Source organism: Pseudoflavonifractor sp. 60 (assembly GCF_009911645.1).
Lineage (GTDB): Bacteria > Bacillota > Clostridia > Oscillospirales > Oscillospiraceae > Lawsonibacter.
This window is the reverse complement of sequence record NZ_QWKI01000097.1, coordinates 1-20,736: the sequence shown is the minus strand read 5'-3', so window position 1 is coordinate 20,736 and position 20,736 is coordinate 1. Positions and strand designations below refer to the sequence as shown.

General features: G+C 58.7%; 26 protein-coding genes and 1 pseudogene. 21 read left to right on the top strand and 6 right to left on the bottom strand.

The genetic code is table 11. From position 1 onward, the window contains the following. The first annotated feature begins 69 nt into the window (after positions 1-69). From D1646_RS11210 to D1646_RS11170, 9 genes and pseudogenes are all read left to right on the top strand, one after another. Positions 70-402 (top strand): DUF3852 domain-containing protein, encoded by a 333-nt coding sequence (locus D1646_RS11210; RefSeq protein WP_160636540.1) that lies wholly within the window; start codon positions 70-72, stop codon positions 400-402. Positions 403-418: 16 nt separating this feature from the next. After that, a complete protein-coding gene (locus tag D1646_RS11205; protein ID WP_160636539.1) occupies positions 419-775 on the top strand; it encodes a hypothetical protein in 357 nt (118 codons plus the stop codon). A gap of 6 nt (positions 776-781) precedes the next feature. Further along, positions 782-1,681, top strand: coding sequence for a conjugal transfer protein TrbL family protein (locus D1646_RS11200; protein ID WP_160636564.1), 900 nt, complete (start codon positions 782-784; stop codon positions 1,679-1,681). A 16-nt stretch (positions 1,682-1,697) separates the two neighbouring features. Further along, positions 1,698-3,660, top strand: a pseudogene (locus tag D1646_RS11195) (DNA cytosine methyltransferase). A gap of 112 nt (positions 3,661-3,772) precedes the next feature. Then, positions 3,773-4,123: a hypothetical protein gene (locus D1646_RS11190; RefSeq protein WP_160636537.1), complete on the top strand. Its 351-nt coding sequence runs from the start codon at positions 3,773-3,775 to the stop codon at positions 4,121-4,123. 47 nt (positions 4,124-4,170) lie between these two features. Further along, a complete protein-coding gene (locus D1646_RS11185) occupies positions 4,171-4,437 on the top strand; it encodes a hypothetical protein (protein ID WP_016317197.1) in 267 nt (88 codons plus the stop codon). Then, complete coding sequence (locus D1646_RS11180) at positions 4,434-4,805, top strand: hypothetical protein (protein ID WP_016317196.1); 372 nt, start codon at positions 4,434-4,436, stop codon at positions 4,803-4,805. The genes D1646_RS11185 and D1646_RS11180 overlap by 4 nt, the downstream gene beginning before the upstream one ends. A gap of 11 nt (positions 4,806-4,816) precedes the next feature. After that, positions 4,817-5,395, top strand: coding sequence for a hypothetical protein (locus D1646_RS11175; protein ID WP_160636536.1), 579 nt, complete (start codon positions 4,817-4,819; stop codon positions 5,393-5,395). Beyond that, a complete protein-coding gene (locus D1646_RS11170; RefSeq protein ID WP_160636535.1) occupies positions 5,388-7,226 on the top strand; it encodes a DUF87 domain-containing protein in 1,839 nt (612 codons plus the stop codon). Before D1646_RS11175 ends, D1646_RS11170 begins: the two co-directional genes overlap by 8 nt. 7 nt (positions 7,227-7,233) lie before the next feature. On the opposite strand, the gene D1646_RS11165 is transcribed toward D1646_RS11170, so the two are convergent. From D1646_RS11165 to D1646_RS22700, 6 genes are all read right to left on the bottom strand, one after another. Further along, a complete protein-coding gene (locus tag D1646_RS11165) occupies positions 7,234-8,643 on the bottom strand; it encodes a DUF4179 domain-containing protein (protein ID WP_160636534.1) in 1,410 nt (469 codons plus the stop codon). 14 nt (positions 8,644-8,657) lie between these two features. Continuing rightward, positions 8,658-9,119: a sigma-70 family RNA polymerase sigma factor gene (locus D1646_RS11160; protein ID WP_160636533.1), complete on the bottom strand. Its 462-nt coding sequence runs from the start codon at positions 9,117-9,119 to the stop codon at positions 8,658-8,660. 147 nt (positions 9,120-9,266) lie between these two features. Further along, positions 9,267-9,743: a hypothetical protein gene (locus D1646_RS11155; RefSeq protein WP_160636532.1), complete on the bottom strand. Its 477-nt coding sequence runs from the start codon at positions 9,741-9,743 to the stop codon at positions 9,267-9,269. Between the two features lie 43 nt (positions 9,744-9,786). Continuing rightward, positions 9,787-11,100 carry a hypothetical protein gene (locus D1646_RS11150; protein ID WP_160636531.1) on the bottom strand — a complete coding sequence of 438 codons (1,314 nt, stop codon included), beginning with the start codon at positions 11,098-11,100 and terminating at the stop codon, positions 9,787-9,789. A gap of 41 nt (positions 11,101-11,141) precedes the next feature. After that, complete coding sequence (locus D1646_RS11145) at positions 11,142-11,546, bottom strand: MmcQ/YjbR family DNA-binding protein (protein WP_160636530.1); 405 nt, start codon at positions 11,544-11,546, stop codon at positions 11,142-11,144. A 1-nt stretch (position 11,547) separates the two neighbouring features. Next, positions 11,548-11,700, bottom strand: a complete 153-nt coding sequence (locus D1646_RS22700; RefSeq protein ID WP_201754641.1) for a hypothetical protein — start codon at positions 11,698-11,700, stop codon at positions 11,548-11,550. 140 nt (positions 11,701-11,840) lie between these two features. On the opposite strand from D1646_RS22700, the gene D1646_RS11140 reads away from it, so the two are divergent. The 12 genes from D1646_RS11140 (at position 11,841) to D1646_RS11090 (ending at position 20,736) form a co-directional block, all read left to right on the top strand. Beyond that, the gene (locus tag D1646_RS11140; RefSeq protein ID WP_160636529.1) at positions 11,841-12,629 is read left to right on the top strand and encodes a hypothetical protein; all 789 of its coding nucleotides are present in this window, start codon (positions 11,841-11,843) and stop codon (positions 12,627-12,629) included. Between the two features lie 17 nt (positions 12,630-12,646). Further along, positions 12,647-14,050 (top strand): ankyrin repeat domain-containing protein, encoded by a 1,404-nt coding sequence (locus D1646_RS11135; protein ID WP_160636528.1) that lies wholly within the window; start codon positions 12,647-12,649, stop codon positions 14,048-14,050. Continuing rightward, a complete protein-coding gene (locus D1646_RS11130; protein ID WP_160636527.1) occupies positions 14,043-15,098 on the top strand; it encodes a M23 family metallopeptidase in 1,056 nt (351 codons plus the stop codon). The genes D1646_RS11135 and D1646_RS11130 overlap by 8 nt, the downstream gene beginning before the upstream one ends. A gap of 23 nt (positions 15,099-15,121) precedes the next feature. Further along, on the top strand, positions 15,122-15,964 hold the full coding sequence (locus D1646_RS11125) for a DUF6329 domain-containing protein (RefSeq protein ID WP_160636526.1): 843 nt from the start codon (positions 15,122-15,124) through the stop codon (positions 15,962-15,964). Positions 15,965-15,977: 13 nt separating this feature from the next. Then, positions 15,978-16,811, top strand: coding sequence for a hypothetical protein (locus D1646_RS11120; RefSeq protein WP_160636525.1), 834 nt, complete (start codon positions 15,978-15,980; stop codon positions 16,809-16,811). 13 nt (positions 16,812-16,824) lie between these two features. Further along, positions 16,825-17,100: a DUF6103 family protein gene (locus D1646_RS11115; RefSeq protein WP_160233597.1), complete on the top strand. Its 276-nt coding sequence runs from the start codon at positions 16,825-16,827 to the stop codon at positions 17,098-17,100. Next, complete coding sequence (locus D1646_RS11110) at positions 17,097-17,768, top strand: hypothetical protein (RefSeq protein ID WP_243154133.1); 672 nt, start codon at positions 17,097-17,099, stop codon at positions 17,766-17,768. The genes D1646_RS11115 and D1646_RS11110 overlap by 4 nt, the downstream gene beginning before the upstream one ends. Positions 17,769-17,788: 20 nt before the next feature. Then, complete coding sequence (locus tag D1646_RS23240) at positions 17,789-18,100, top strand: hypothetical protein (RefSeq protein WP_243154132.1); 312 nt, start codon at positions 17,789-17,791, stop codon at positions 18,098-18,100. 135 nt (positions 18,101-18,235) lie between these two features. Then, a complete protein-coding gene (locus D1646_RS11105) occupies positions 18,236-18,787 on the top strand; it encodes a hypothetical protein (protein ID WP_016323202.1) in 552 nt (183 codons plus the stop codon). A 77-nt stretch (positions 18,788-18,864) separates the two neighbouring features. Then, entirely contained in the window at positions 18,865-19,596 is a 732-nt protein-coding gene (locus D1646_RS11100; protein ID WP_160636524.1) for a hypothetical protein, read from the top strand. 427 nt (positions 19,597-20,023) lie between these two features. Further along, positions 20,024-20,470 (top strand): hypothetical protein, encoded by a 447-nt coding sequence (locus tag D1646_RS11095; protein WP_160636523.1) that lies wholly within the window; start codon positions 20,024-20,026, stop codon positions 20,468-20,470. A gap of 20 nt (positions 20,471-20,490) precedes the next feature. Beyond that, complete coding sequence (locus tag D1646_RS11090) at positions 20,491-20,736, top strand: hypothetical protein (protein WP_160636522.1); 246 nt, start codon at positions 20,491-20,493, stop codon at positions 20,734-20,736.

Here is a 20,736-nt window from a genome sequence, read left to right as displayed (position 1 = left end):
TGGGGAGCCGCCTGTCAAGGGCGGCTCCTCTTCTGTAAATCTGATTTGAATACAGGGAGGAAAATCAACATGAAACTCAAAAAAATGCTCCGTATCCTCGCCGCCGCCATGGTGGTGGCGGCCCTCTGCTGCGCCCCCGCCTTCGCCGCCGGGGATGTGGCCTCCGCGGTGGAGAGTACCTGGACCGACGCCGCGACCCAGATTAAGACCGTGGTGGAGAACGTGGTCTTCCCCGCGCTGGACATGGTCCTCGCCATCGCCTTCTTCACCAAACTGGGCATGGCTTACTTTGATTACCGCAAGCATGGCCAGTTCGAGTGGACCGGCCCGGTAATTCTCTTCGCCTGCCTGGTCTTCACCCTCACTGCTCCCTCCTATATCTGGGGCATCATCGGGATTTGATGGGATCGGACAGCGGATGCCCTTCGGACAGGAACTGCGGAACGCCGTCGCCAAACGCCGCCCGGACGCTGTCTGTCTGGGCGGCGTCTGCTGCATCCGGCTGGGCGTGGAAACTCTGGCAAAGGCCGCGCTCACCTCTGGGGGCGGCTATTATGACGGAATCCAGGTGACGGTCCTGAACCGGCGCACCGGACCTGTGGACTCCATCACCATCCGCTCCTGGGATGTGCCCTGCGGCACGAAAAAGCCTCCTGACTGCGGGGAAAAAGCGGATTGGGATATCTACCGTCCCACGCTGGATATAGACAGGCTCTGGGAATTGGCGGAGGAATACCTGCGCCTTTTCCAAGAGCCTGATACGGAAATGAGGTGATTCTCAATATTTATCTTTGATTTTGTAGCGTCCACCATCATGGACAATCTGATCGACTGGTTCTATGGGCAGGTGGTAGGCTTCCTCGGCAACTTCTTTGCTGAAATGGGGAACATGGGCGTGGAGCTGTTCGCGCTGGACTGGGTGGAGGCCATCGTCCTGTTTTTCTCTCAGCTGGGCTGGGCGCTGTTTGGCGTCAGCCTGGTGGTCTCCGGTTTTGAGTTCGGCATTGAATACTCCACCGGCAGAGGCAACCTCCAGCATACGGCGCTGAACGCCATCAAGGGGTTTATGGCGGTCAGCCTGTTTACCGTGGTGCCTGTGCGGCTTTACGCTCTGTCCGTGTCCCTACAAGGGACCTTCGCAATTGGCTTGACCGGAGCCGGAACCAGCATCGGCACTGTGGGAGAACGGATCATTGAGGAACTGATGAGTGTGGAGAGCCTTGCGGATATGGCCGGTGCGCCCAGCTTCGGCCTGAGCGTCCTCACCAGCCCGATCATGCTTTTGTTCTGCATCATCATGATGGCCTATGCTGTGATTAAGGTCTTTTTCGCCAACCTCAAACGAGGCGGCATCCTGCTCATCCAGATCGCCGTGGGGAGCCTCTATATGTTCAGCGTCCCCAGAGGCTACACAGACGGCTTTGTCCAGTGGAGCAAACAGGTGATTGGCCTGTGCCTGACGGCCTTCCTGCAATCCACCATTTTGGTAGCGGGCCTGATGGTGTTTAAGGACCACGCTCTGCTGGGACTGGGCCTCATGCTCTCCGCAGGAGAGGTGCCCAGGATCGCCGGGACCTTCGGTCTGGACACCACCACCAGAGCCAATATCATGAGCGCCGTCTATACCGCCCAGGCTGCCGTCAATACTACCCGCACCGTTGTGCAGGCGGCAGCGAAATAAGGACAGGAGGAGAAAAATGCTCACTATGGGGAGCCTCTTCGACGGGATCGGCGGCTTCCCCCTGGCGGCGGTTCGCAGCGGGATCACGCCTGTGTGGGCCAGTGAGATCGAAGCCTTCCCCATCGAAGTAACAAAACACCGCTTTCCCGACATGATCCATGTGGGGGACATCACCAAATTGGACGGGGCAGAATTGCCGCCTGTGGACATCATCTGCGGCGGCAGCCCTTGTCAGGATCTCAGTGTGGCTGGAGCGAGGGCTGGTCTGTCCGGCGCCCGCTCCGGCCTTTTTATGGAACAAATTCGAATTGTGAAGGAGATGCGAAATGCAGATATGGAACGAGGACGGACAGGGCTCGCTGTTCGCCCACGATGGATGTGCTGGGAGAACGTGCCCGGCGCATTCAGCTCAGGGACCCCCAAGGGGGAGGACTTCCGCATCGTCCTCGAGGAGATCGTCCGAATTAAGAACAATTCCGTTTATGTCCCTGGACCTCACCCCTGGGCATGGCAACCTGCTGGGCGAATCGTACTGGGAACTGGTTTCTCCCTGGCCTGGCGGGTCTTCGACGCTCAATACTGGCCCCGCACCCCTCAGCGAAGAAGACGTATTTTCCTTATCGCAGATTTTGCAGGACGCTCCGCCCCGCAAATACTATTTGAGCAAAACCGCCTGCCTGGGTATCCTGCGCAGGGCGGGGGAACGTGGGAAGGAGCTGCCGCCCCAACTGAAAGCGGCGCTGATGGCACAGGCGGGGCTGATTCCACTGGCGGCTCCGGCCTCTGAACCCATCGCCTTCGCCGCCAACCAGAGGGACGAGGTACGGGATCTCCACGATGTGGCCGGCGCGCTGGGAGCGCAGCCGGGGATGAAACAGCAGACCTTCATCGCGCAGGACTGCCTCACTCCCTGGGACACCCAGCAGGCCCGCATCTTCACCCCGGAGAGCAAGGCCCCCACCCTGGCCAGCGCGGACGGAGGCGGCGGGCGGAATCCTGGCGGGCTGTTGTTTACAGCTGGAGTAGCTGGCAGTCTGACTCCCTGGGATAACCAGCAAAGGCGTATCTCTACTCCCTATGGTGTCGCCCCAACGATCAACAGCGGTGAGCTGAAGCCGGGTGGACTTCTGTTTGTAGCAGGCTTCTGCGCCGGAGCCGCCCCTTCGGCTGGCGGGATCGGTTATCAGGAGGAGATCGCTCCAACGCTGAAAGCGACCGCCAGTGGGAACATGATGCCCTCCATTCTCTGCCTCACCGGTCATGGGGGGCAACGCATGGACATTACAACCGATATGACGCCCACGCTCCGGGCGCAGATGGGCGTCCATCTGCCGCTGATCTGCCTCAACGACCAGGGCGGCGGCATCATGTCCTGCTCTGAAGATGTGGCTGGGACGCTGCGGGCACAGGAGCATGGACATCAGCCGCTGGTTATGGGGGTGCAATTATTTGAAAACCATGGCATTGATGCGAGATATACAGGGCCGCACAAAGTGTCTCCAACATTGACAAATCGTGGCGGCACTGGAGGCAACAATCTCCCTCTCGCCCTGCAAGTGCGGGAACCAATCTGTATCTCCGGCAACGCCATTGACCGCCAGCCTCAGAACGGCGGCAACGGTCTGGGCTGCCAGGAGGGGATCGCCTATACGCTGACCGCCACGGATCACCACGCCGTCTTTTCCCGCCAGCGAGTGGATGTGTTTCGGGATGACAACGTAGCGTCTACCGAAAGCGCCCGTCAGCATAAGGACGCCACCGATCTTGTCTTACAAAATACAGGGGACGAAAGGCCATTGCTTATCAGGAGGCTGACGCCGCTGGAATGCGAAAGGCTCCAGGGTTTTCCCGATTTTTGGACAGACCTGCCGGGGGCCTCCGACTCCTCTCGCTACAAAGCCCTGGGAAACAGTGTTGCAATTCCATGTGTAGAGTACATCATGCGTGGCATTGCCATGGCGATCATATCCACAAAATAACATTGTCAGTTTTGCTTCGTCTTGCAAAAACTTCTTTGTTGGTATGTGTGAATAGCTATTGTCCGGCGTTTCCGATATACTTGCCATACCGCCCAGGAAAGGAGAGCCCTATATGGCAGAGAAAACAAAAAATCTGTGCGCCCAGATCCCGGAGTCCCTCCACGCCAAGGTGCGGGAGCGGCAGGAAGCGTCCGGGCAGACACTGGGTCAGTACATGACCGAACTCATTGCAAAATTTTATGAACAGGAGGGTAAACCCACCATGAAAGAGAACCAGAGAACTGTAGCCTTCCAGGTGTCCACCGAGCTGTTCGATCAGTTCAAGGACTACCTCAAGCGGAAGGGCGTCAAGCAGAACGCCTTCTTCCTGGACTGCATCCGGCAGGCACTGGAGGAGGCTGAACAGACAGCCAATGGGGAATCGGAGCCGGAGGCGGAACAGGAAACGGAACAGGCTATGTGACCCAGTAAGGGCGGCAATGCCGCCTTTACTTATTGGAGGTGATTGTGATTTATATCTACCCTGATAACCTGAGAGCAAAACCCAAGCTGTGGCTGTGGGAGCTGCGGGACGTGGCGGTCATTGGCATCGGGTTTTTATTCTCTGTCCTGGCGTTGGCGAATGGGTCTGGAATGCTGCTGATGATCCTGACGGTGCTGTTCGCTTTCCTCTCCATCCGCATGGAGGGAGCCAGCATCCTGGACTTCCTGCGCTGCGCTGTCTGCTTCCTGTTCCTGCACCAGCAATATTACGAGTGGAGTGCCCCACAAAAATGACAGACGCAGAAATGAGACAGTGGCTGGCTGTCACAGAAAACAGCCGCTTTCAATGGACTGAGGATAAAATCACAAGTCTGAATGGCCGCGGTGCGCTTTACTATTTCGGCGGAGAGGACGGAATCTATATCCGAATCCAGCCGGGAGGGGAACTCTCTGTTGGAACCTATAAGGGGGCGTTTCCTCATATCGGAGAAGCACTCTTTACCCGGAAAGCGGTCATGGACTGCGGTGACTTCAACCGGGCGTTTCAGAAAGCGGCACAACTGGGAGGCCGGCAGTTTTTGCAGGATATGTTTTCCAGCAAGCCTTCCCAGGAGTTTATTGAAATTCCTGCACCTCCCGGTATGGGAATGCAGATGATGTAGGAGGTATCCACTTGAACCGAAAACAGAAAAAAGAGCTGCGGCGGCATCTGTCCACCCAGCAGCTCATGGGGATTGACCAGCTCACCGATCACGGCCTGAAGACGGCCAGAGGTGAGCTGGTTTTTTATCTGGTCAGCCCGGACAACCTCTCCGTCCTGTCCGCCGAGGGGGTCCGGGGCCGCGTCCGCGCCCTGACGGAGCTGCTGCGGGGTATGGAAGCAGTGGAGCTGCTGGCCCTGGATTCCCGCGAATCCTTCCAGAGCAACAAGCACCACTATCAGGCCCGGCTGGAGCAGGAGGATCTCCCCGCCCTGCGGGAGCTGCTCCGGCAGGACATGGGCCACTTGGACGAGATCCAGTCCACCACCGCCTCGGCGCGGGAGTTCGCCCTCGTCTACCGCAGGGAGGAAAAGTCCACCGAGGACGCCGGGCACCTGAAGCAGATCGAGAAGCGCGTCCGGGACTGCGGCTTTCACGTCCGCATGGCGGAGGAGCAGGACATGATGCGTCTGCTGGCGGTGTACTACCAGCAGGACGTGACCACCGAACAGTTTGACCGCTTTGACGGGGAAAGGAGCGCCAATGGCTAAAAAGCAGATAAAAAGGAAGAAAAAAGCAGCATTAAAACCAGAAGCTGTACCGCCCAAGGACTTCCTGGACATGATCGCCCCCGCCGCCGTGAAGTTCAACACGGACAGCTATATCCTGGGCGGCGCGTATCACTGCACCCTGGCCCTGCGCGGATACCCCACCAGCACCGAGGAACTGGCCCTGCTCCGGCATCTGGGCGAGAAAAGCGGCGTCACTCTGCGGATCTACACCCGCCAGGTCACGCCGACCGAGGAGAACGCCATCCTCCACAACGCCACCAATAAGAGCAGGATGGAGCGCGGCAACACCAATGACATGAAGCAGAGTATCACCGCCGAGGCCAACCTCCAGGACGTGGCCGCGCTCATCACCACCATGCACCGCAACCGGGAGCCGCTGGTACACTGCGCCGTGTTCATCGAACTCTCCGCCAGGGACTCGGATAGTCTCCGCACCCTTCGGGACGATGTGACCGCCGAGCTGACCCGCTCCAAGCTGAACGCCGACCGCGTCCTCCTCCGCCAGCGGGAGGGCTTCCTCGCCTCCAACCCCGCCGGCAGCAACGTCTTCGGCTCCCTCTATGAACGGGTATTGCCCGCCTCCAGCGTGGCGAACCTCTTCCCCTTCAACTACTCCGGCAAGAACGATCCCAACGGCTTCTATGTGGGCCGGGACCGCTACGGCTCCAACATCATCGTAGACCTGGACCGCCGCGCCGAGGACAAGACCACCGCCAGCGTCCTCATCTTGGGCAACTCCGGCCAGGGCAAGAGCTACCTGCTGAAGCTCCTTCTCTGCAATATCCTGGAGAGCGGCAAGTCCGCTCTCTGCCTCGATCCTGAGCATGAGCTCATCGACCTGTGCGCCAACCTGGGCGGCTGCTTCGCTGATCTTATGAGCGGGCAGTACATCATCAACCCCCTGGAACCCAAGCTGTGGGATACCGATGGTGAGGACGATCCGGAAGCGCCAGCCGCCTTCCGGCAGCGCACCCGCCTGAGCCAGCACATCTCCTTCCTCAAGGACTTTTTCCGGGCCTATAAGGACTTCTCAGACCGCCACATCGACACCATCGAGCTGATGCTGGAACGGCTGTACAAGAAGTGGGGACTCAACAATCACACGGATTTCCAGTCCATGCGGCCCGATGATTTTCCCGTCCTCTCCGACCTTTACGATGTGATCGAGGACGCCTACCAGCACTATGACAGAGAGGAAAATCCGCTGTACCCGCGGGAACTGCTGCAGGAAGTCCTGCTGGGCCTCCACTCCATGTGCCGGGGCGCTGAAAGCAAGTTCTTCAACGGCTACACCAACATTACATCCAGCCGATTCTTGGTCTTCGGCGTGAAGGGTCTCCTCCAGGCCAGCCGGAACGTCAAGGACGCCATGCTCTTCAATGTCCTGTCCTACCTCAGCGACAAACTTCTGACCGAGGGAAACACCGTGGCCACGCTGGACGAGCTGTACATCTGGCTTTCCAACGTGACCACCATTGAGTATATCCGCAACACCCTCAAGCGGGTGCGGAAGAAAGAATCCGCCCTCATTCTGGCCTCGCAGAACCTCGAGGACTTTGACGTAGACGGCATCCGGGAGCTGACCCGGCCTCTCTTCGCCATCCCCACCCACCAGTTCCTCTTCAACGCCGGCAGTGTGGATAAGCGGTTCTATATGGACAACCTCCAGCTGGAGGAGTCCGAGTTTGAGCTGATCCGCTACCCCCAGCGGGGCGTCTGCCTCTATAAGTGCGGCAATGAGCGGTATCTCCTGGAAGTCCACGCCCCGCCCCATAAGGCGGAGCTGTTTGGGAAGGCAGGCGGACGGTAATAGTTTTTTATCGTTCTGCCGCCAGCGATACCCGGACAGGCTCGACATACTCGGCTACGCTGGTATAGCTCAATTCCAGTTCCACAGCGTCCCAGGAGTAGTTATCCAGATAAAAGACCTCTTTGTGTTTGGCTTCTCCGCTGTCGCTGTCCTCGGCGTCCACACGAATGGTAGACACCTGATGCCATTTATGCTCGCCGCCCTCCGGGTCCCAATAGGTGTGGGAAAAGCTCTGAGCAAACTGCTCCCGCAGTTTTGGTGACAGGATCGTAAGCTCCACACCGCCTCCGATGGGACGAACCTCCACAAGCTCCACTCCCGCGGGCAGGCCGGTGGCCTCGCCGCTGGTCAGGTCTACGACCACATGGGGCGCATCCTTGTCCAGCCACTCCGCCTTATCAACGCACAAGGTCAGTCCCTTGGGCGGGTCGTAGTAGAAGCTCTGGAAATAGTAGGTGAGCTGGGATGGAGATTCCAGTGTGCTGCTGGAAACCAGAGAGCCGTCCTTATCATCATACCGGCGGCCGGACTGGTCTTCAAACCAGAATTTCAGCGATTTGAGCCAGGCGGTGTTGGTCTGATCCTCGCCCAGATAGAGGATGGTGCGGGTGGGTGTGTATTCCAGCCGCTCCACCTGGATGCGCTGTCCGTCCAGCTCCATCCAGCGGTTCACTGGGACAGTGATGGGCTGGGCGATACGGTTCATATCCAGGGCCACATCAAAGGTAAAGCACAGAACGCCGGGGTCGTTTTGGGGGTCTGTCCAGTCCTCTATCGACTCTCCCAAGGACGCCTTTGGAGGAGCGGGCATGGCTGGCGTCTCCGGCTGCTGCTCCGCCAGGAAATACATGTTGATGGTGAATCGCTCAGGCAGTTCGTTCGGTGCGCTGAAGGAGAGGATCATGGACTCCATGCCGTTTGCCTGCCCGCTTATATCCCCTTTGACGTTGGATGTGGAGTAGGCGGCAGCAATATGATCCCCGTTTTCATCAAGCAGCTCCGGGCTGGTATAGAATCTGCCCCCATCTATTGAGTAGACGAATACCATCTGGTGCTGATCCACAATGGCGTATCCCAAATCTACCTTTACCCCATCCACCGTCTGGGACTGCCCAATATACTGCACATAGTCGTGGGCGACGGCAGCGGACAGGCTGGGGGAAAAAGCAACGGCGGCGGCCAGCTCTCGGATGACCGGTACACTGGAGCAGGCCAGGGCGAAGGTGGGGAAAAGGTTCACCATCAGTACAAAGCAGGCGGCGACCGAGGCAACGGTCCCAAGGGGAGCGGAGAAGCGGCGGAGCATCCTGGAGCGCCGGGCGCGTCTCCGGGCGCGCTGCATACTGTCCTCCAGCAGCTTGGGAGGCGAGGCCAATTCGTTCATCATGGCCTGAAATTCTACAATTCGATTTTCCATCTGACAACCTCCTTCTATTCGTCAGTCAGCTCCAACCGGAGCAGAGATAGGGCCTTCTTCTGCCGGGTGGAGACAGTACCCCGTGGAATGTCCAGGGCTCGCGCCGTCTCCTCCAGGGTGAGGCCGGTGAAGTAGCGCAGGATGATCACATCCCGCAGATCCTTTGGCAAGCGGCGCAGCGCCTCCTTCAAGGGCAGGGCGTCAAATTCCTCCTGGGCCGTTTCGGGCAGTTCGGCCACGGCCAGTTCTCGCTTGCGCCGGCGCAGTTCGCTGTTGCAGACATTGATCAGGATGCGGGTGAGCCAGGTATCGAAAAACTCCGGCTGCCGCAGCTTTGAGTAGGCCAGGAAGCCCTTGTAGAACGCTTCATCCACTGCATCCACAGCATCGGAAGGACTGCCCAAGTAGACTGCTGCACAGCGGTAGAGCTGTTCTTTTAAGGATTCCGCCCGGCGGATGTACTCCTGTTCGGTCAAGCCTTCCCCCTCCTTTCTGCCTATTAGACGCGGTACTGGTTGGTTTTGCCTTTTACATTCCAAAAAAATTTTTCGGAGGCATAGCAAAAGACGGGAGACATTTGGCGCGTCTCCCGCCTGAAATAGTTTGTTACAGGGTTAGGTAAATCAATTAAACAGGGTTGCACATCTATAAATATCTTTTTCTAAAAAATCGTAAATGTTTTTTGAAAAAGGCGAAAGTGTATTGCAAATCCTATTTTGGAAATACAATATTCCAGTTTCATCTACCAGCCAATCCCCCATTATGTCATATCCTATTCCGATATATAGAGCGCGCTTTCCAATCTTTTGACTTACTGCCTCTAACTTTGGATATACAGAAGCATCGTAATTAAAAAAATCGAATTCAATTGCATCACAGGATGAACCAACACCAAGTTCTGGACACTGATTTTTGATTCGTATTCCATCCAAAGCGTCAATAATGTCTCTGGCGCTATCAAAAATAATATCTGGGGGGACTTGCGGCGGAAATCTCCAATCAAGATGTGATAAATGCTTTTGAAGAAGGCCCTTATATAAAGGTGTCCACCCAGCATCAACCAAAAGGCTGTTTGCTTCTAACCGCACATAATTCAGCATTTATTGTCTCTCCCCAACCCTTTCTATTTTGTTGGACGGCTTTCTAATCCCAAAAGCTGTGGGCAATCTGCGTCAGGTAGTCCTGGGCGCTGCTGTGGATGCTGGGTGGTTCCTCCAGGTTCACGAAGTAGTCAATGAAGAAGGCTTCCACGTCCGGGTCACCTTTCAGCTCCGCCAATACCTGAAACGACTCTGCCTTCAGACTGCAATATTGGTCCCCCACGGCGGCGCACCGGAGGGCGGTATCCTTTAAGCGGGAATCTCCCCGGTCCCGCAGAACCACCAGCGCCCCTCGCAGCTTGGGCCGGTAGAGGCCGGGGTCTGCCAGCCAGGTTTCCAGCTCCTGGTCTGTGGGATAGTTGATCTCCGCCGCCGACACAAGGGCATACCCCTTGGCGGTAGGATAGCGTTTCCCGGCAGTCAGCAGCGCCTCCGGTAGCTCCGCGTCCGCCAGACGGCCCTCCGGCAGAGGAATGGAGCTTTCGGTGAGCTTCCAGGGCGCTTTTAGCAGATTGATTCCATTCATGTCCTCGATAGGCACTGTGAAGGGGCCAAAGCAGCCAGCTTTCTTTTCCCGGCTTCTGGATTCAGCCAGCGGACGCAGCTGGTAATGCTCCAGCCGCAGCACCGTCAGGCAGGGCAGAGTCCGGCCCAGCAGGGCGGCGGCCGCCGCCTTGTGGTGCCCGTCCAGCAGGACGGACATCCCCTCTGTCACATAGACGGCAAGCCCGTGGGGCAGAGGACCGTCTTCCCGGAAGCGTTCTTTGTAATAGTCCACCCGCTCCATGTCCAGCCGCGACCGCCGCTGGGAGGGGTAGAGGAATTTCGGAGGAATGCTTTCATAGTTGTAATCGTAGTCATCGTCAGAAAGCCAAACGAGGGCGGTGGCGGGGTTCGGCTCCAGACAGTCGGACACACCCCAGAAAAACTGCCCACAGCCGTCAGCGGGATAGGCGTCGCTCTCGGCCAGCACATAGACGCCCTCTGGCAGCAGCTCCAGCAGGGGCGACAGGGCGGGAACGGCCTCCTCCAGCTGGGTACAACCGCCGTTGAGGGTTTCCCGCAGAGCGTCCAGCTCCGGGCACTCCGCCGTATCCAGGCCCCAGCCGGTGCAGAGCCAGCTTTCACTGGTTTCGCACACCGCGGCGAGCCAGGACAGCAGAGGCGCACCCCGGAGGGTAAGGCAGAGAGGGGTTTCGTAGGGGTCCGCCTTCATCGGCGGAAGCCTTCTCTCCCAGCGCAGCACACCGGTCCCGCGGATATGGAGCAGCAGAGCTTCCCGGCACCAGGGCTGCTGGGCCAGATCGAGCTTTGCGGGAAGGACGCGGACGGCCTCTTGGTTCCAGGGCATCTTCATGGGCGTTCTCCTCCTAACCTGGTTTGCCCAGCATATGGGGTCTATTCCTCCTCCGGCTGGGGATGCTTTTTCCGCCGCTTGGGCGCAACACTGTCATAGCTCAGTTCCAACAGAGGTGTGATTTGATCGTCGGAAACAGAGCCGTCCAGAATAATGGAAATCCAGTGGTTCTTATTCATGTGGTATGCTGGGAAAAACCCTTTTGTGGAGAGCAGTGAGCCAATCATAATGGTGCTGCATTTTATATCCATCACATCAAGGGCTTCTTCTCCCGCCAATCCCAGCTTCTCTGGAAGAACGCGCATCATGGCGGCGTACCACTTTCTGCTGGCGGAGTGGCGGAATATCGCGTTGCCGGGACTGTCCGCCCATAAATATTCCGCCTGCGTTCCGTAGGTGTCCTGTATGTACTGTGTGATACGTTCACGCTGCGAAGAATAGGCCATTTTATATCTCCCTTGGCTCTTTCAACCGTTTCTCATACTCCTGCCGCTCCGCTTCATCCGCTGGGCGGATGGCGTACTTCCCGCAGTCGGGACACTGCTCCGGTTCAACGGTGTAGCTAAAGAGGAAATGGCAGTTGTCACAAGCATAGATCATTTTCATCACCTGCAACATTATAGCAGAAAATCTCTCAATTCACAAGGCATCCCAAACCGAGCCAAACAAACTCTAAACCATCATCGCAGCCTGCCCAGACCAAACAAGCTGAAATTATAACAACCCAAGGAGGTATCTCTATGAATATCGTCGGATACGGCGGCGGCACGAACTCAACCGCTATGCTCATTGGGCTTTACCACCGGAAAATCCCTGTGGATTTAATTCTATTTTCCAACACAGGCGGTGAGCAGCCCCACACCTATGACTATCTTCCCATTATGAACCGCTGGCTGGCGGAACACGGCCTGCCCGGAATTACCCAGGTGGAATACACCGATAAGTACGGGAACCGCCTGACGCTGGAGCAGGAATGCCTCCGCTCCGGCACGCTGCCCGCCATCGCCTACGGCTACAAAAAATGTTCTCTCAAGCACAAGGTTGGTCCCCAGGATAAATTCTGCAACCATTACCCGCCCTGCCGGGAGGTTTGGGCCAGAGGGGAACGCATCGTCAAGTTTATTGGTTTTGACATTGGGGAACAGAGGCGGCGGGAACACGCTCAGCCCATTGACGATGCTGATACCAAATATAAAAAGGAATATCCGCTCATGGACTGGGGCTGGACGCGGGAGGACTGCGTCGCCGCCATATTGCGGGAGGGTCTGCCGCTGCCCGGCAAGTCCTCCTGCTTTTTCTGTCCCTCCATGAAGAAGCGGGAGATTCGCACCCTTTACCACCAGCACCGGGATCTGTATGACCGGGCTATCGCCATCGAGGACGGCGCCCGGCCCAACCTCATCACGGTCAAGGGCCTGGGGCGGGATTGGGCATGGCGGGATTTCGTGGAGGCTGACCTGAACCAGACCGCCATGTGCTGGATGTTCCCGGAGGACGACCTGCCCTGCAACTGCCACGACGGTGGCTGAGAAAGGAGCGTTTTGAGATGGATATTATTGAACTGGAGCAGTGGAAACCCTCTGAAGCTAACCCGCACAAGCTGGAGTACGCCGGCCAGCCTGTGGCGCAGGAGGTATTCGAGGAGCTGAAGCACCGGCTGGAGGGCATGGGATACCTGCCGGACGAGTATTTTCTGCTGGACGGCCACTGGAAGGATGGCCGGGAGATCCCCAAGGATGCGGATATCTTCTGCACCACCGATTACGGCGCCAGCGAGGGTGTCTATCTGGATGTATATCTCAAGTGGTATGAGGATGGAAAGCCCATCACCAGGAGCTTCATCACCGGCAAGACTCTGGGTGAGAACGGCAACGATCTGGACAGGATGTTCCTCACCGCCTCCGCCATCACCAAGGCGTTCCACGGCGATCACGCCACCCACGCCCGATACATGAAGATCGGCGGTGTGGAGGAGGACACCGGCGGTTCTGTGGTGCATCTGAGCCAGCAGGAACAAAAGGTTATCATCGAGGCGCTGGTGGAGCAGCGGGAGCGGCAGGAGCAGGCCATGGGCCAGACCGAGCAGCTCCTGCGCCGCATGACCGGGAGCATCACGGAGTATGTCAACACGGTAGGAATGCGCCCTCTGCGGATGAGTGACTTTGACAAAGCTGTGCTGGCGATCCAGGACGGCGAACTGGAAGCCTTCAAGAAGTACGCAGCCAGGATTCCGTACCAGCAGGAGGAGACCCTGCTGGTGGAGGCGGCTGGCCGTCCGGGGGCCGTGGGCCGGAAGATGACGGAGCTGCTGATGCGGGACAGGTGCAATATCGACTACGCGGCGTACTGTAACGCCTGCAAGAGAGCCATCGATATCAACGATCCGGAGAAGGTCCTGTCCATGATGGTGAGGGCACAGGCCAGCGTGCCGCAGCTGGAGCCGTCCTTCTTTGGCGAAATGGCCTCCTACGCCCACTCAGACCATCGCTTCATTGCTAAGGAGATCATCAAGCGGTGCGGCGAGGAGCAGATTGCCGCCGCGCCGTCTTTCCTTCTGGAGCAGTTTGCTATGGACAAAGACTTTCGCACATTATCTGCGCTGGTGGAAAAAGGGATCTCCGGAGGAGGCAGTTCAGCAAGGACACTCCATATGCTGACCTATGAGGGCCGTGACAGCTGGATCGCGGAAGAACTTCTGGAAAAGCGGATGTGGGTGGACGCCAACGACTACAGTGCGCTCCATGCCTGTGTCCAAAACGACGCGGTGGAGGTGTGCAGGCTGCTGCTGGACGGCGGCATGGACTTCGACCAGTACCGCCAGTGGGCACAGACACGGCCCTGCGCCGGCCATGAGGAGACCCTCCAGGCTCTGGCGGACCACTGGTCTGAGATGCAGGCAGAGGTGGAGCAGGCGCCCGCCCAGGAGAACGGAGGTATGACCCTTGGCTAATCCGGCTCTGATAGCAAAGGCCGCCGCCATCATCCTGACCGATGAAAAGGCACGGAAAGTGGTGGGCTGGACGCTGGTGGCGATTCTCTCCCCCCTCATCCTGCTCATCGCCTTTTTGTGCGCTCTGGGCTCCGGCGCCACCGAGCACAACATCACCGCTGTGGAACTGTGTTTTTACGATACCATCGAAATTCCAGCGGAAACCCCGGAGGAGTACCGGCTGTGCATCGAGGCCATGCGCGCCAGCTTCGCCCAGCTGGATATTGCCATTGCTGCCATCAACGAGAATACAGAGGAAGAAACAAGCCTTGACGATATCCGTGTCAAGGCGATTTTTTATGCTCTGTACTTCGGCACTGAAAGCCATGGGGACGCTCAGTCCTTCGCGGACTGCTTTGTCACCTGGGAGGAGCGTATCCGCACGGTTCTCGTGGAGGGCAGCGACCCGCCGGAGGAGACGGAGGAGACCTACTCTGTGGCCATTCCCATCGAGGATCTGGGAACTGTCTGGCAGAACATCGCCGCCATGGGTGTGGCGCCTGCCGCTGAGCAGCGGAGCAACGCCGACAGCATCTATAACCTGATTCGATATGGAGCGGCGGGCGGCGGCAGCGGCTTCGCCGGGTCGGATGTGCCCTTCATCGGCGCGGACGGCTTCTGCTCCCCCATCGGGGAGAACTGGCGGAACGTGGTCACCTCGGAGTTCGGCAACCGCCGTGACCCCTTCACCGGGGAGCGGCGGGGCCACACGGGGATGGATCTGGCCGTTCCCACCGGCACATCTGTCCGCGCCGCCCTGCCGGGAACAGTGACGGTGTCCACCTACAACCAGGGCGGCTACGGCTACTATGTGATGATCGACCACGGCAACGGTCTGTCTACCCTGTACGGCCACAACTCCCAGCTGCTGGCGCGGGTGGGCCAGACGGTGGAGGCCGGGGATGTGATCGCCCTCTCCGGTTCCACCGGGCGCTCCACCGGCCCCCACCTCCACTTCGAGGTACGCATCAACGGAGAGCGGACCAATCCCAGAAGCTATCTGCCATAATTGCAGAGAGGAGGAAACGCACTATGAAATTCAAAGCAAATTTTACAGAAAAGCCGGTCAATTTTCAGATGGACGACTGCCAGATCGAAAAAGTGGTGGAACTGTCCCATGAGGATTTTTGCCGGCTGAAGATCACCCCACTGGTGGAGCAGCCGTTTATTCGGGAGAACAAGGGCTGTATGTTCCACAGGAACGGTATCATCCACTGCCTGCTGGCGCTGGGCCAGGGCAGCAATGATGGGGTGCTCGTTGACGCGGAGAAGTATGACTACGCCCGCCTCGCGGCCTACATTCCCGGAATGCGGGACATCGTCAACGCTCAGATGGATCGGGCGGCGGACTTTATCATCCGCTGGGGGACGGAGAATACCACCAGCGGAAACTGGTGTGTCTATTTCGAGGATCTGGAGGAGCATCTGGATCTGACAATCCAGGAGGGCAGCGGGCTGGACTCTATGCTCCGAGCTGCCCTGAAGCAGCGCCCCGAAGTATCGGCGGTGGATATGCACGACGGCTGCATCGAAGTGGAGTATCATCCGGAATACTGCCAGCAGCTCCAGGAGAAGAAAGCGCCTGAGCTTCTCCTGAAGGATCTGCTTCCCATGCTGAAAGGAGGCGGGCTGATGTTCCTGTGCCATGAGGAAGCGGAGCAGTCGGTGCTGGTGGAAAATCTGTGTGAGCTGACGGACGCCGGGCAGGAGGATCATGCCGCCCTGCTCAATGCCCGTGTGTCTGAGATCTGCGACACGCCTGAAGGGACAGAGATCGTACTCACCGGCGTAGACCCGGAGGAACTGGTGCGGTTCAACGAAGCCCACGACGCTTTTATGGAGGCGGAGCAGTCCATGGGGCCTGTGATGGGATAGGGGGTGCGGAGCTGTGAACAGGTTCAATATCCCCCTCGTGGCCGAGGGCCTCACCGCCTACGCCATCGAGCGCCAAAACGGATGGGAACGCCACCAGCCGGAGGGTGCTCCCCCCTGGCAGGCCCAGCGCCGCCTCTGGATAGACGCCATCCTCCAGGGCATGGCAAGGCTGGAGGAACAGGTCCCCGATCCGAAGCTGATGGAGCAGTTCGACCGTGAGCTGGAACAGGCCGGCGGCAGCGCGGCGGCTGTGCCCGCCTCTCTCCAATTGCAGAGAGGGACCATCCAGAATCTGCGGAACTTCGTGACCGCGCTGGAGGACACCGGCGACGACCGCCGCCGCCAGGTCAATGTGGTGCGGGAACTGCTGGAGGACATGGCCTCCCACCTGCCCTGGACTGGCAAGAGCAACAGACTCGACCTTGCCCGAGATGAGGCGGAGCGGTCGCTGGTGCGTATGACCGCTCAGATGCCTATCCGCTTCACCCACATTGCTCTGGGCGGAGACGCTGGGCCGTACTGGGCAAGCGGTTTTGTCTCCGGCTCTGTTACAGACGCTGAAACTGTCAAACAGTCCGCGGTGTATCAAGGTGCGCTTCGGGATCACCCGGAGATCACAAACTGGGCCACCCTCTGCGTGGTCTATGTGGGGCGGGGCCTGCACTCCGCGCTTGGGACGGTCGACGCTTCTGACTTCGACCTGGAGATCATGAACCGGACCGGGGACAGGTTCCTGGATGAGCGCGGCGTTCGCTGGCTGAGTGGTCCCTACCAGATGACCATAGCCGCCGCCCCCGCGGAGAGTCTGGATGGGTCTGCCCTGTTCCAAATGGGACACATCATGTAGGAGGGATGATGGAATGGAAAATAACGAAATCAAGCTATCCTTCAACAGTGAGAAGATGGAAGCGCTGGTGTTCTATCTGAAAAAAGACAACACCACAGTGCAGAAGAAGATGGACGAGGCCCTGCGTCTGCTCTATGAGCAGACGGTGCCTGAGCCGCTGCGGGAGTATCTGGACGCCAAGTCCGCGCCCACCCGGCCTAAGCGTCCGCCCCGTCCCAACCAGCCCAAGGCGGCTGCGCTCAAACCGGCGTCCGCCCCCACGGAGCATGAGAAGGAGGGCGGCGTATGAGCAACTATGTGCAGTTGGACGTATGGTTCCAGGAGGATAAGCTGAGCGCCCTCTCCTCTGTACTGGTGGAGCAGGGCACCACCGTGGAGAAACGGATGCAGGGGGTGCTCCTGGACATGTATGAGGCGTTAGTCCCGCGTGAGACACAGGAGGCGATCCGTACCCGCCTCGACAAAGAGGAAGCTAAAGCACGGGCGGCGGAGGAAGCGGCCCGAAAGTATACGGCGTTTTGTGTTCGGGAGAATGGAGAAAGGTCGTTCTTCCAGCTGGACAGGACGGAGGATATCCTGGAGATCGCCAAGTTCCTGCGCCGGTATCTGCGTGAGGAGCAGGGGCCGGGGATCGCCGCGCTCCAGACGAGCGCCTTCGCTGGAATGGAGCCGGTCACCGCCGAGCAGTATGACCAGCTGCTGGCACTGCGGATAGAGACGCCTGATAAGATTACCGGCGCGTTCGATCTGGACTTCGCACCGTGGATGCTGACGGCTGGAAGACCTGGCCCATGCAGGATGTCTCCACCGCCGTCTATCACGCGTACCGTAAGAGCTATCTCAGGCCGGAACAGTATATGTCCCGGTTCCTGGAAAAGCTGGAGGGCAAAGAACTCACCTCGGCGGGTCACCTCTCCGCGCGGGATATCTCCTTCGCGGAGGAGATCACCGAGATAGACAGCCTGCTGGATTTTTACATGGAAACAAACTTCGACGTGGACGCGGTATTCGGCACACACGTCTGCACCGGCGAGAACGACGATACCCTGAACGTCTACGCCAACTACGACATGGCCTCCGGACAGGTCTGCGATGAGCTGGAGGTCGACCTGCACCGGGCAGACGGGCGTGAGGAGCCGGTGGAATACCGGCTCAACGCTGTTGAGAAGGCGACCCTGCTGCGCAAGATGGACGCCTACTGCCAGGGGCAGACCGGGCAGACACTGAAGGACTACAACGCCCAATGGATGGCGGAGGAGATGGCACCGCCCACACAGCCCACGATGTGATATAGACTTTTTGCGTCTATGCCAATCTGACAACCCGATTTTTCGTTGGCTTTGCTGAATAGCTTTCACGGCGAAAGTGTGCCATTGTGTTTCTGCTCCCCCCAAAAATAAAATGCAGAAAGAAGGAAACAACGCATGAAAGCAAATACCAGATCCGCGCTCACGCCCCTTGACCTGTGTACCCTCATCGCCCATGAAACAGTGTCTCTTCTGAACGCCGACGCGGAGGCACTGGATTCCGCTCTCCGGCTTCGGACAGGGCTGGATGTTTACGCGGCGGCCAGCGAGCTGGGTAAAGAGGTCATACCGCTCCTGATGTGGATCGACCGGGAGATGGAGAGCGCCCGCCAGTATACTGCCACAGAGCAGGACACACCCCACCTGATCAGTCCAGACCGCTTGCTCCCGGTGCCGGATGCCGCCGCCCAGCTGAATGCGGTCTGGATGCTGTTTCAGACTGCGGTGAATGCTCCCGAGGACTATCGTCAGACGCTCCTGGAAACAGCCAGAACGCTCACAGAGATGGGTGGGCTGGAGGATATGCTCCTGACCACCAAAATCCCCGCTGCAGGATTCGTGAGCGTGGAGGATCTTCGGACGGAACTGGAGGATGTGCGTGTGGCGCTCCACCTCCAGGAGGCAGCGGACCATATCGCCGGACAGCCGGGTCAGATACTCTCACCTTGATCCCTGGATCACCACACCAACAGCAGAGGGGCGCTCCTGCCAGGAGTGTCCCTCTCAGATAGAATGGAGGATGCTAAATGACAAAAGAAGACTTTGAGGGAAAACTCAACGCTCTGGTACCCCAGCCTGACCCTGAAATCACTGCCGCGCTGTTTGCCTTTGGGCAGGAGCTGGGTCAGGAAGAAGCCTGCGACGGAGTGCGGGAGCTGCTCAACAGCATGAGTTTTGTCTCCCGGCACTTCTCCGCTGTGACCACGCAGAGCGTTTACGAGATCATCCAACACGGCTCGGCGGCCCTGCCTGGTGAAATGATGGCGGCAGCTGTGTATCTGGAGAACGGCAACACACTCCAGGACGTCGCTGAGATGGCAGACCTGGGAATGCTCATGTGCTTCCACTGTCCGCGGGACATGGAGGAACTCAGTCCGTTGGCTCTGTGTGTTGTGACAGAGGGCGGACACAGCCGGTGCTTCCACACGCTGCACTTCGGCGCGTTCGATCCTGATACTGCTCTGCGGTCTGCGCGGCAGTACGCTCACGACCGGCAGATCTCCGTCACAGACGCTCTGCTCTCGCTCACCACGGACATGGTGCTGGACGCCAACGGCGGTGCAAAGAAGATCCTGGTGGGCGGCGATCCAGATATGACTCAGGCGCTGTCCGCCGTCTTCTCCCGCTGCCCTGCGGCAGCCGCGCGTCTCACCTTCGACGCTGACCGCAGCCAGACGGCAGTGGAGTACAACCCGCTGTGGCTGGAGCTGCGTCAGAAGCAGGGACCTGCTCAGAGCGGGATGAAGCTGACGGTGTAGCGGGGTGCGTCAAGGGCCGTTCCCGATGCGGAGCGGCCCTCGCTCTTGTTCCCCCGCTGTGCGCCACAGCGAGGCCCCTGTGTGCCGCCCGGCCCGACAGGGCAGCATCCCTGCCCCTCCCGACTGACACGCCGCCCTGCGCGGCCGTGTGGCGAAAGAGAGAAAATCGGCGTCCCCAAAATGTGCAGGTGAACCGGGGGGTCGAAAAAAGTGCAGGATAAAGGCAGGTGGTCGCTTTCGCGCCCACCTGCCGTTTACCCCGCCCCGCAACGCGGGTCGGGAGTGGGGACGAGGTGGTCGGTTTAACCCCCTGTTAGCTGTGACAGGTGGTCGGAAACGAAAATAACAGAGGAAAAACCGCCTGGTTTCAGCCTTTCCCAAGGTGGTTGTGCTGGGTGGTTTTTCGAAAAAATGGAGGAATTCAATAATGAGAAGAAAACAGGCAGTTTCAGTGGAGCCGGGTGCCTCTGCTGAGATCAAGACACGCATCCCCGTCTGGCTGTACCCCTCCACGCTGGAGGTGATGGACAGAGCGGCGGAGACTGCCGGGTGCAAGAGCCGCAGTGAGTATCTGGAGAAGGCCGCGCTGTTCTACGCCGGGTACGTCTCCGGTCAGGATGCCACCGCCTACCTGCCGCCCGCGCTGGCCTCCGTCCTGCGCGGCACTGTGCAGGACACGGAGAACCGCATCTGCCGTCTGCTCTTCAAGCTGGCGGTGGAGCTGGACATGGTGATGAACGTGCTGGCGGCAGGGATGGAGATCAGCGACGACGCGCTCCGCAGTCTCCGTGGCCGGTGCGTCCAGAACGTGAAGAAGACCAGCGGCAGCGTCACGCTGGACAAGGCAGTGGAGTACCAGCGAGGCGGCGTATGACAGAAAGGCGGTGACGCTCCATGCCCCGGATCATTTTCAAGTGCCCCTACATCAAACCGGGGACAGAGAAAGCCGCCGCCCACCTGAACAACTACGTCCGCTACGTCGCTACCCGTGACGGTACGGATCTTCTCAAGCCGGACAAGGCCGGCCAGCCCGCCACGAAAAAACAGCGGGCCATGGTGGAGCGGCTCGAAAGATTATCATATGAAGTGCAACACAAGAAAAAAGGGAGGACAACAAGGGAAACTTCGTGTAAAATGTAG

Coding starts and splice junctions, on each gene's coding strand:
- D1646_RS11110 (WP_243154133.1), top strand. CDS start 17,097: ATGAGCAACTATGTGCAGTTGGACGTATGGTTCCAGGAGGATAAGCTG.
- D1646_RS11090 (WP_160636522.1), top strand. CDS start 20,491: ATGCCCCGGATCATTTTCAAGTGCCCCTACATCAAACCGGGGACAGAG.
- D1646_RS11190 (WP_160636537.1), top strand. CDS start 3,773: ATGGCAGAGAAAACAAAAAATCTGTGCGCCCAGATCCCGGAGTCCCTC.
- D1646_RS23240 (WP_243154132.1), top strand. CDS start 17,789: ATGGAAACAAACTTCGACGTGGACGCGGTATTCGGCACACACGTCTGC.
- D1646_RS11100 (WP_160636524.1), top strand. CDS start 18,865: ATGACAAAAGAAGACTTTGAGGGAAAACTCAACGCTCTGGTACCCCAG.
- D1646_RS11155 (WP_160636532.1), bottom strand. CDS start 9,743: ATGCTGAATTATGTGCGGTTAGAAGCAAACAGCCTTTTGGTTGATGCT.
- D1646_RS11205 (WP_160636539.1), top strand. CDS start 419: ATGCCCTTCGGACAGGAACTGCGGAACGCCGTCGCCAAACGCCGCCCG.
- D1646_RS11140 (WP_160636529.1), top strand. CDS start 11,841: ATGAATATCGTCGGATACGGCGGCGGCACGAACTCAACCGCTATGCTC.
- D1646_RS11105 (WP_016323202.1), top strand. CDS start 18,236: ATGAAAGCAAATACCAGATCCGCGCTCACGCCCCTTGACCTGTGTACC.
- D1646_RS11095 (WP_160636523.1), top strand. CDS start 20,024: ATGAGAAGAAAACAGGCAGTTTCAGTGGAGCCGGGTGCCTCTGCTGAG.
- D1646_RS11135 (WP_160636528.1), top strand. CDS start 12,647: ATGGATATTATTGAACTGGAGCAGTGGAAACCCTCTGAAGCTAACCCG.
- D1646_RS11165 (WP_160636534.1), bottom strand. CDS start 8,643: ATGGAAAATCGAATTGTAGAATTTCAGGCCATGATGAACGAATTGGCC.
- D1646_RS11145 (WP_160636530.1), bottom strand. CDS start 11,546: ATGGCCTATTCTTCGCAGCGTGAACGTATCACACAGTACATACAGGAC.
- D1646_RS11210 (WP_160636540.1), top strand. CDS start 70: ATGAAACTCAAAAAAATGCTCCGTATCCTCGCCGCCGCCATGGTGGTG.
- D1646_RS11150 (WP_160636531.1), bottom strand. CDS start 11,100: ATGAAGATGCCCTGGAACCAAGAGGCCGTCCGCGTCCTTCCCGCAAAG.
- D1646_RS22700 (WP_201754641.1), bottom strand. CDS start 11,700: ATGATCTATGCTTGTGACAACTGCCATTTCCTCTTTAGCTACACCGTT.
- D1646_RS11115 (WP_160233597.1), top strand. CDS start 16,825: ATGGAAAATAACGAAATCAAGCTATCCTTCAACAGTGAGAAGATGGAA.
- D1646_RS11180 (WP_016317196.1), top strand. CDS start 4,434: ATGACAGACGCAGAAATGAGACAGTGGCTGGCTGTCACAGAAAACAGC.
- D1646_RS11125 (WP_160636526.1), top strand. CDS start 15,122: ATGAAATTCAAAGCAAATTTTACAGAAAAGCCGGTCAATTTTCAGATG.
- D1646_RS11170 (WP_160636535.1), top strand. CDS start 5,388: ATGGCTAAAAAGCAGATAAAAAGGAAGAAAAAAGCAGCATTAAAACCA.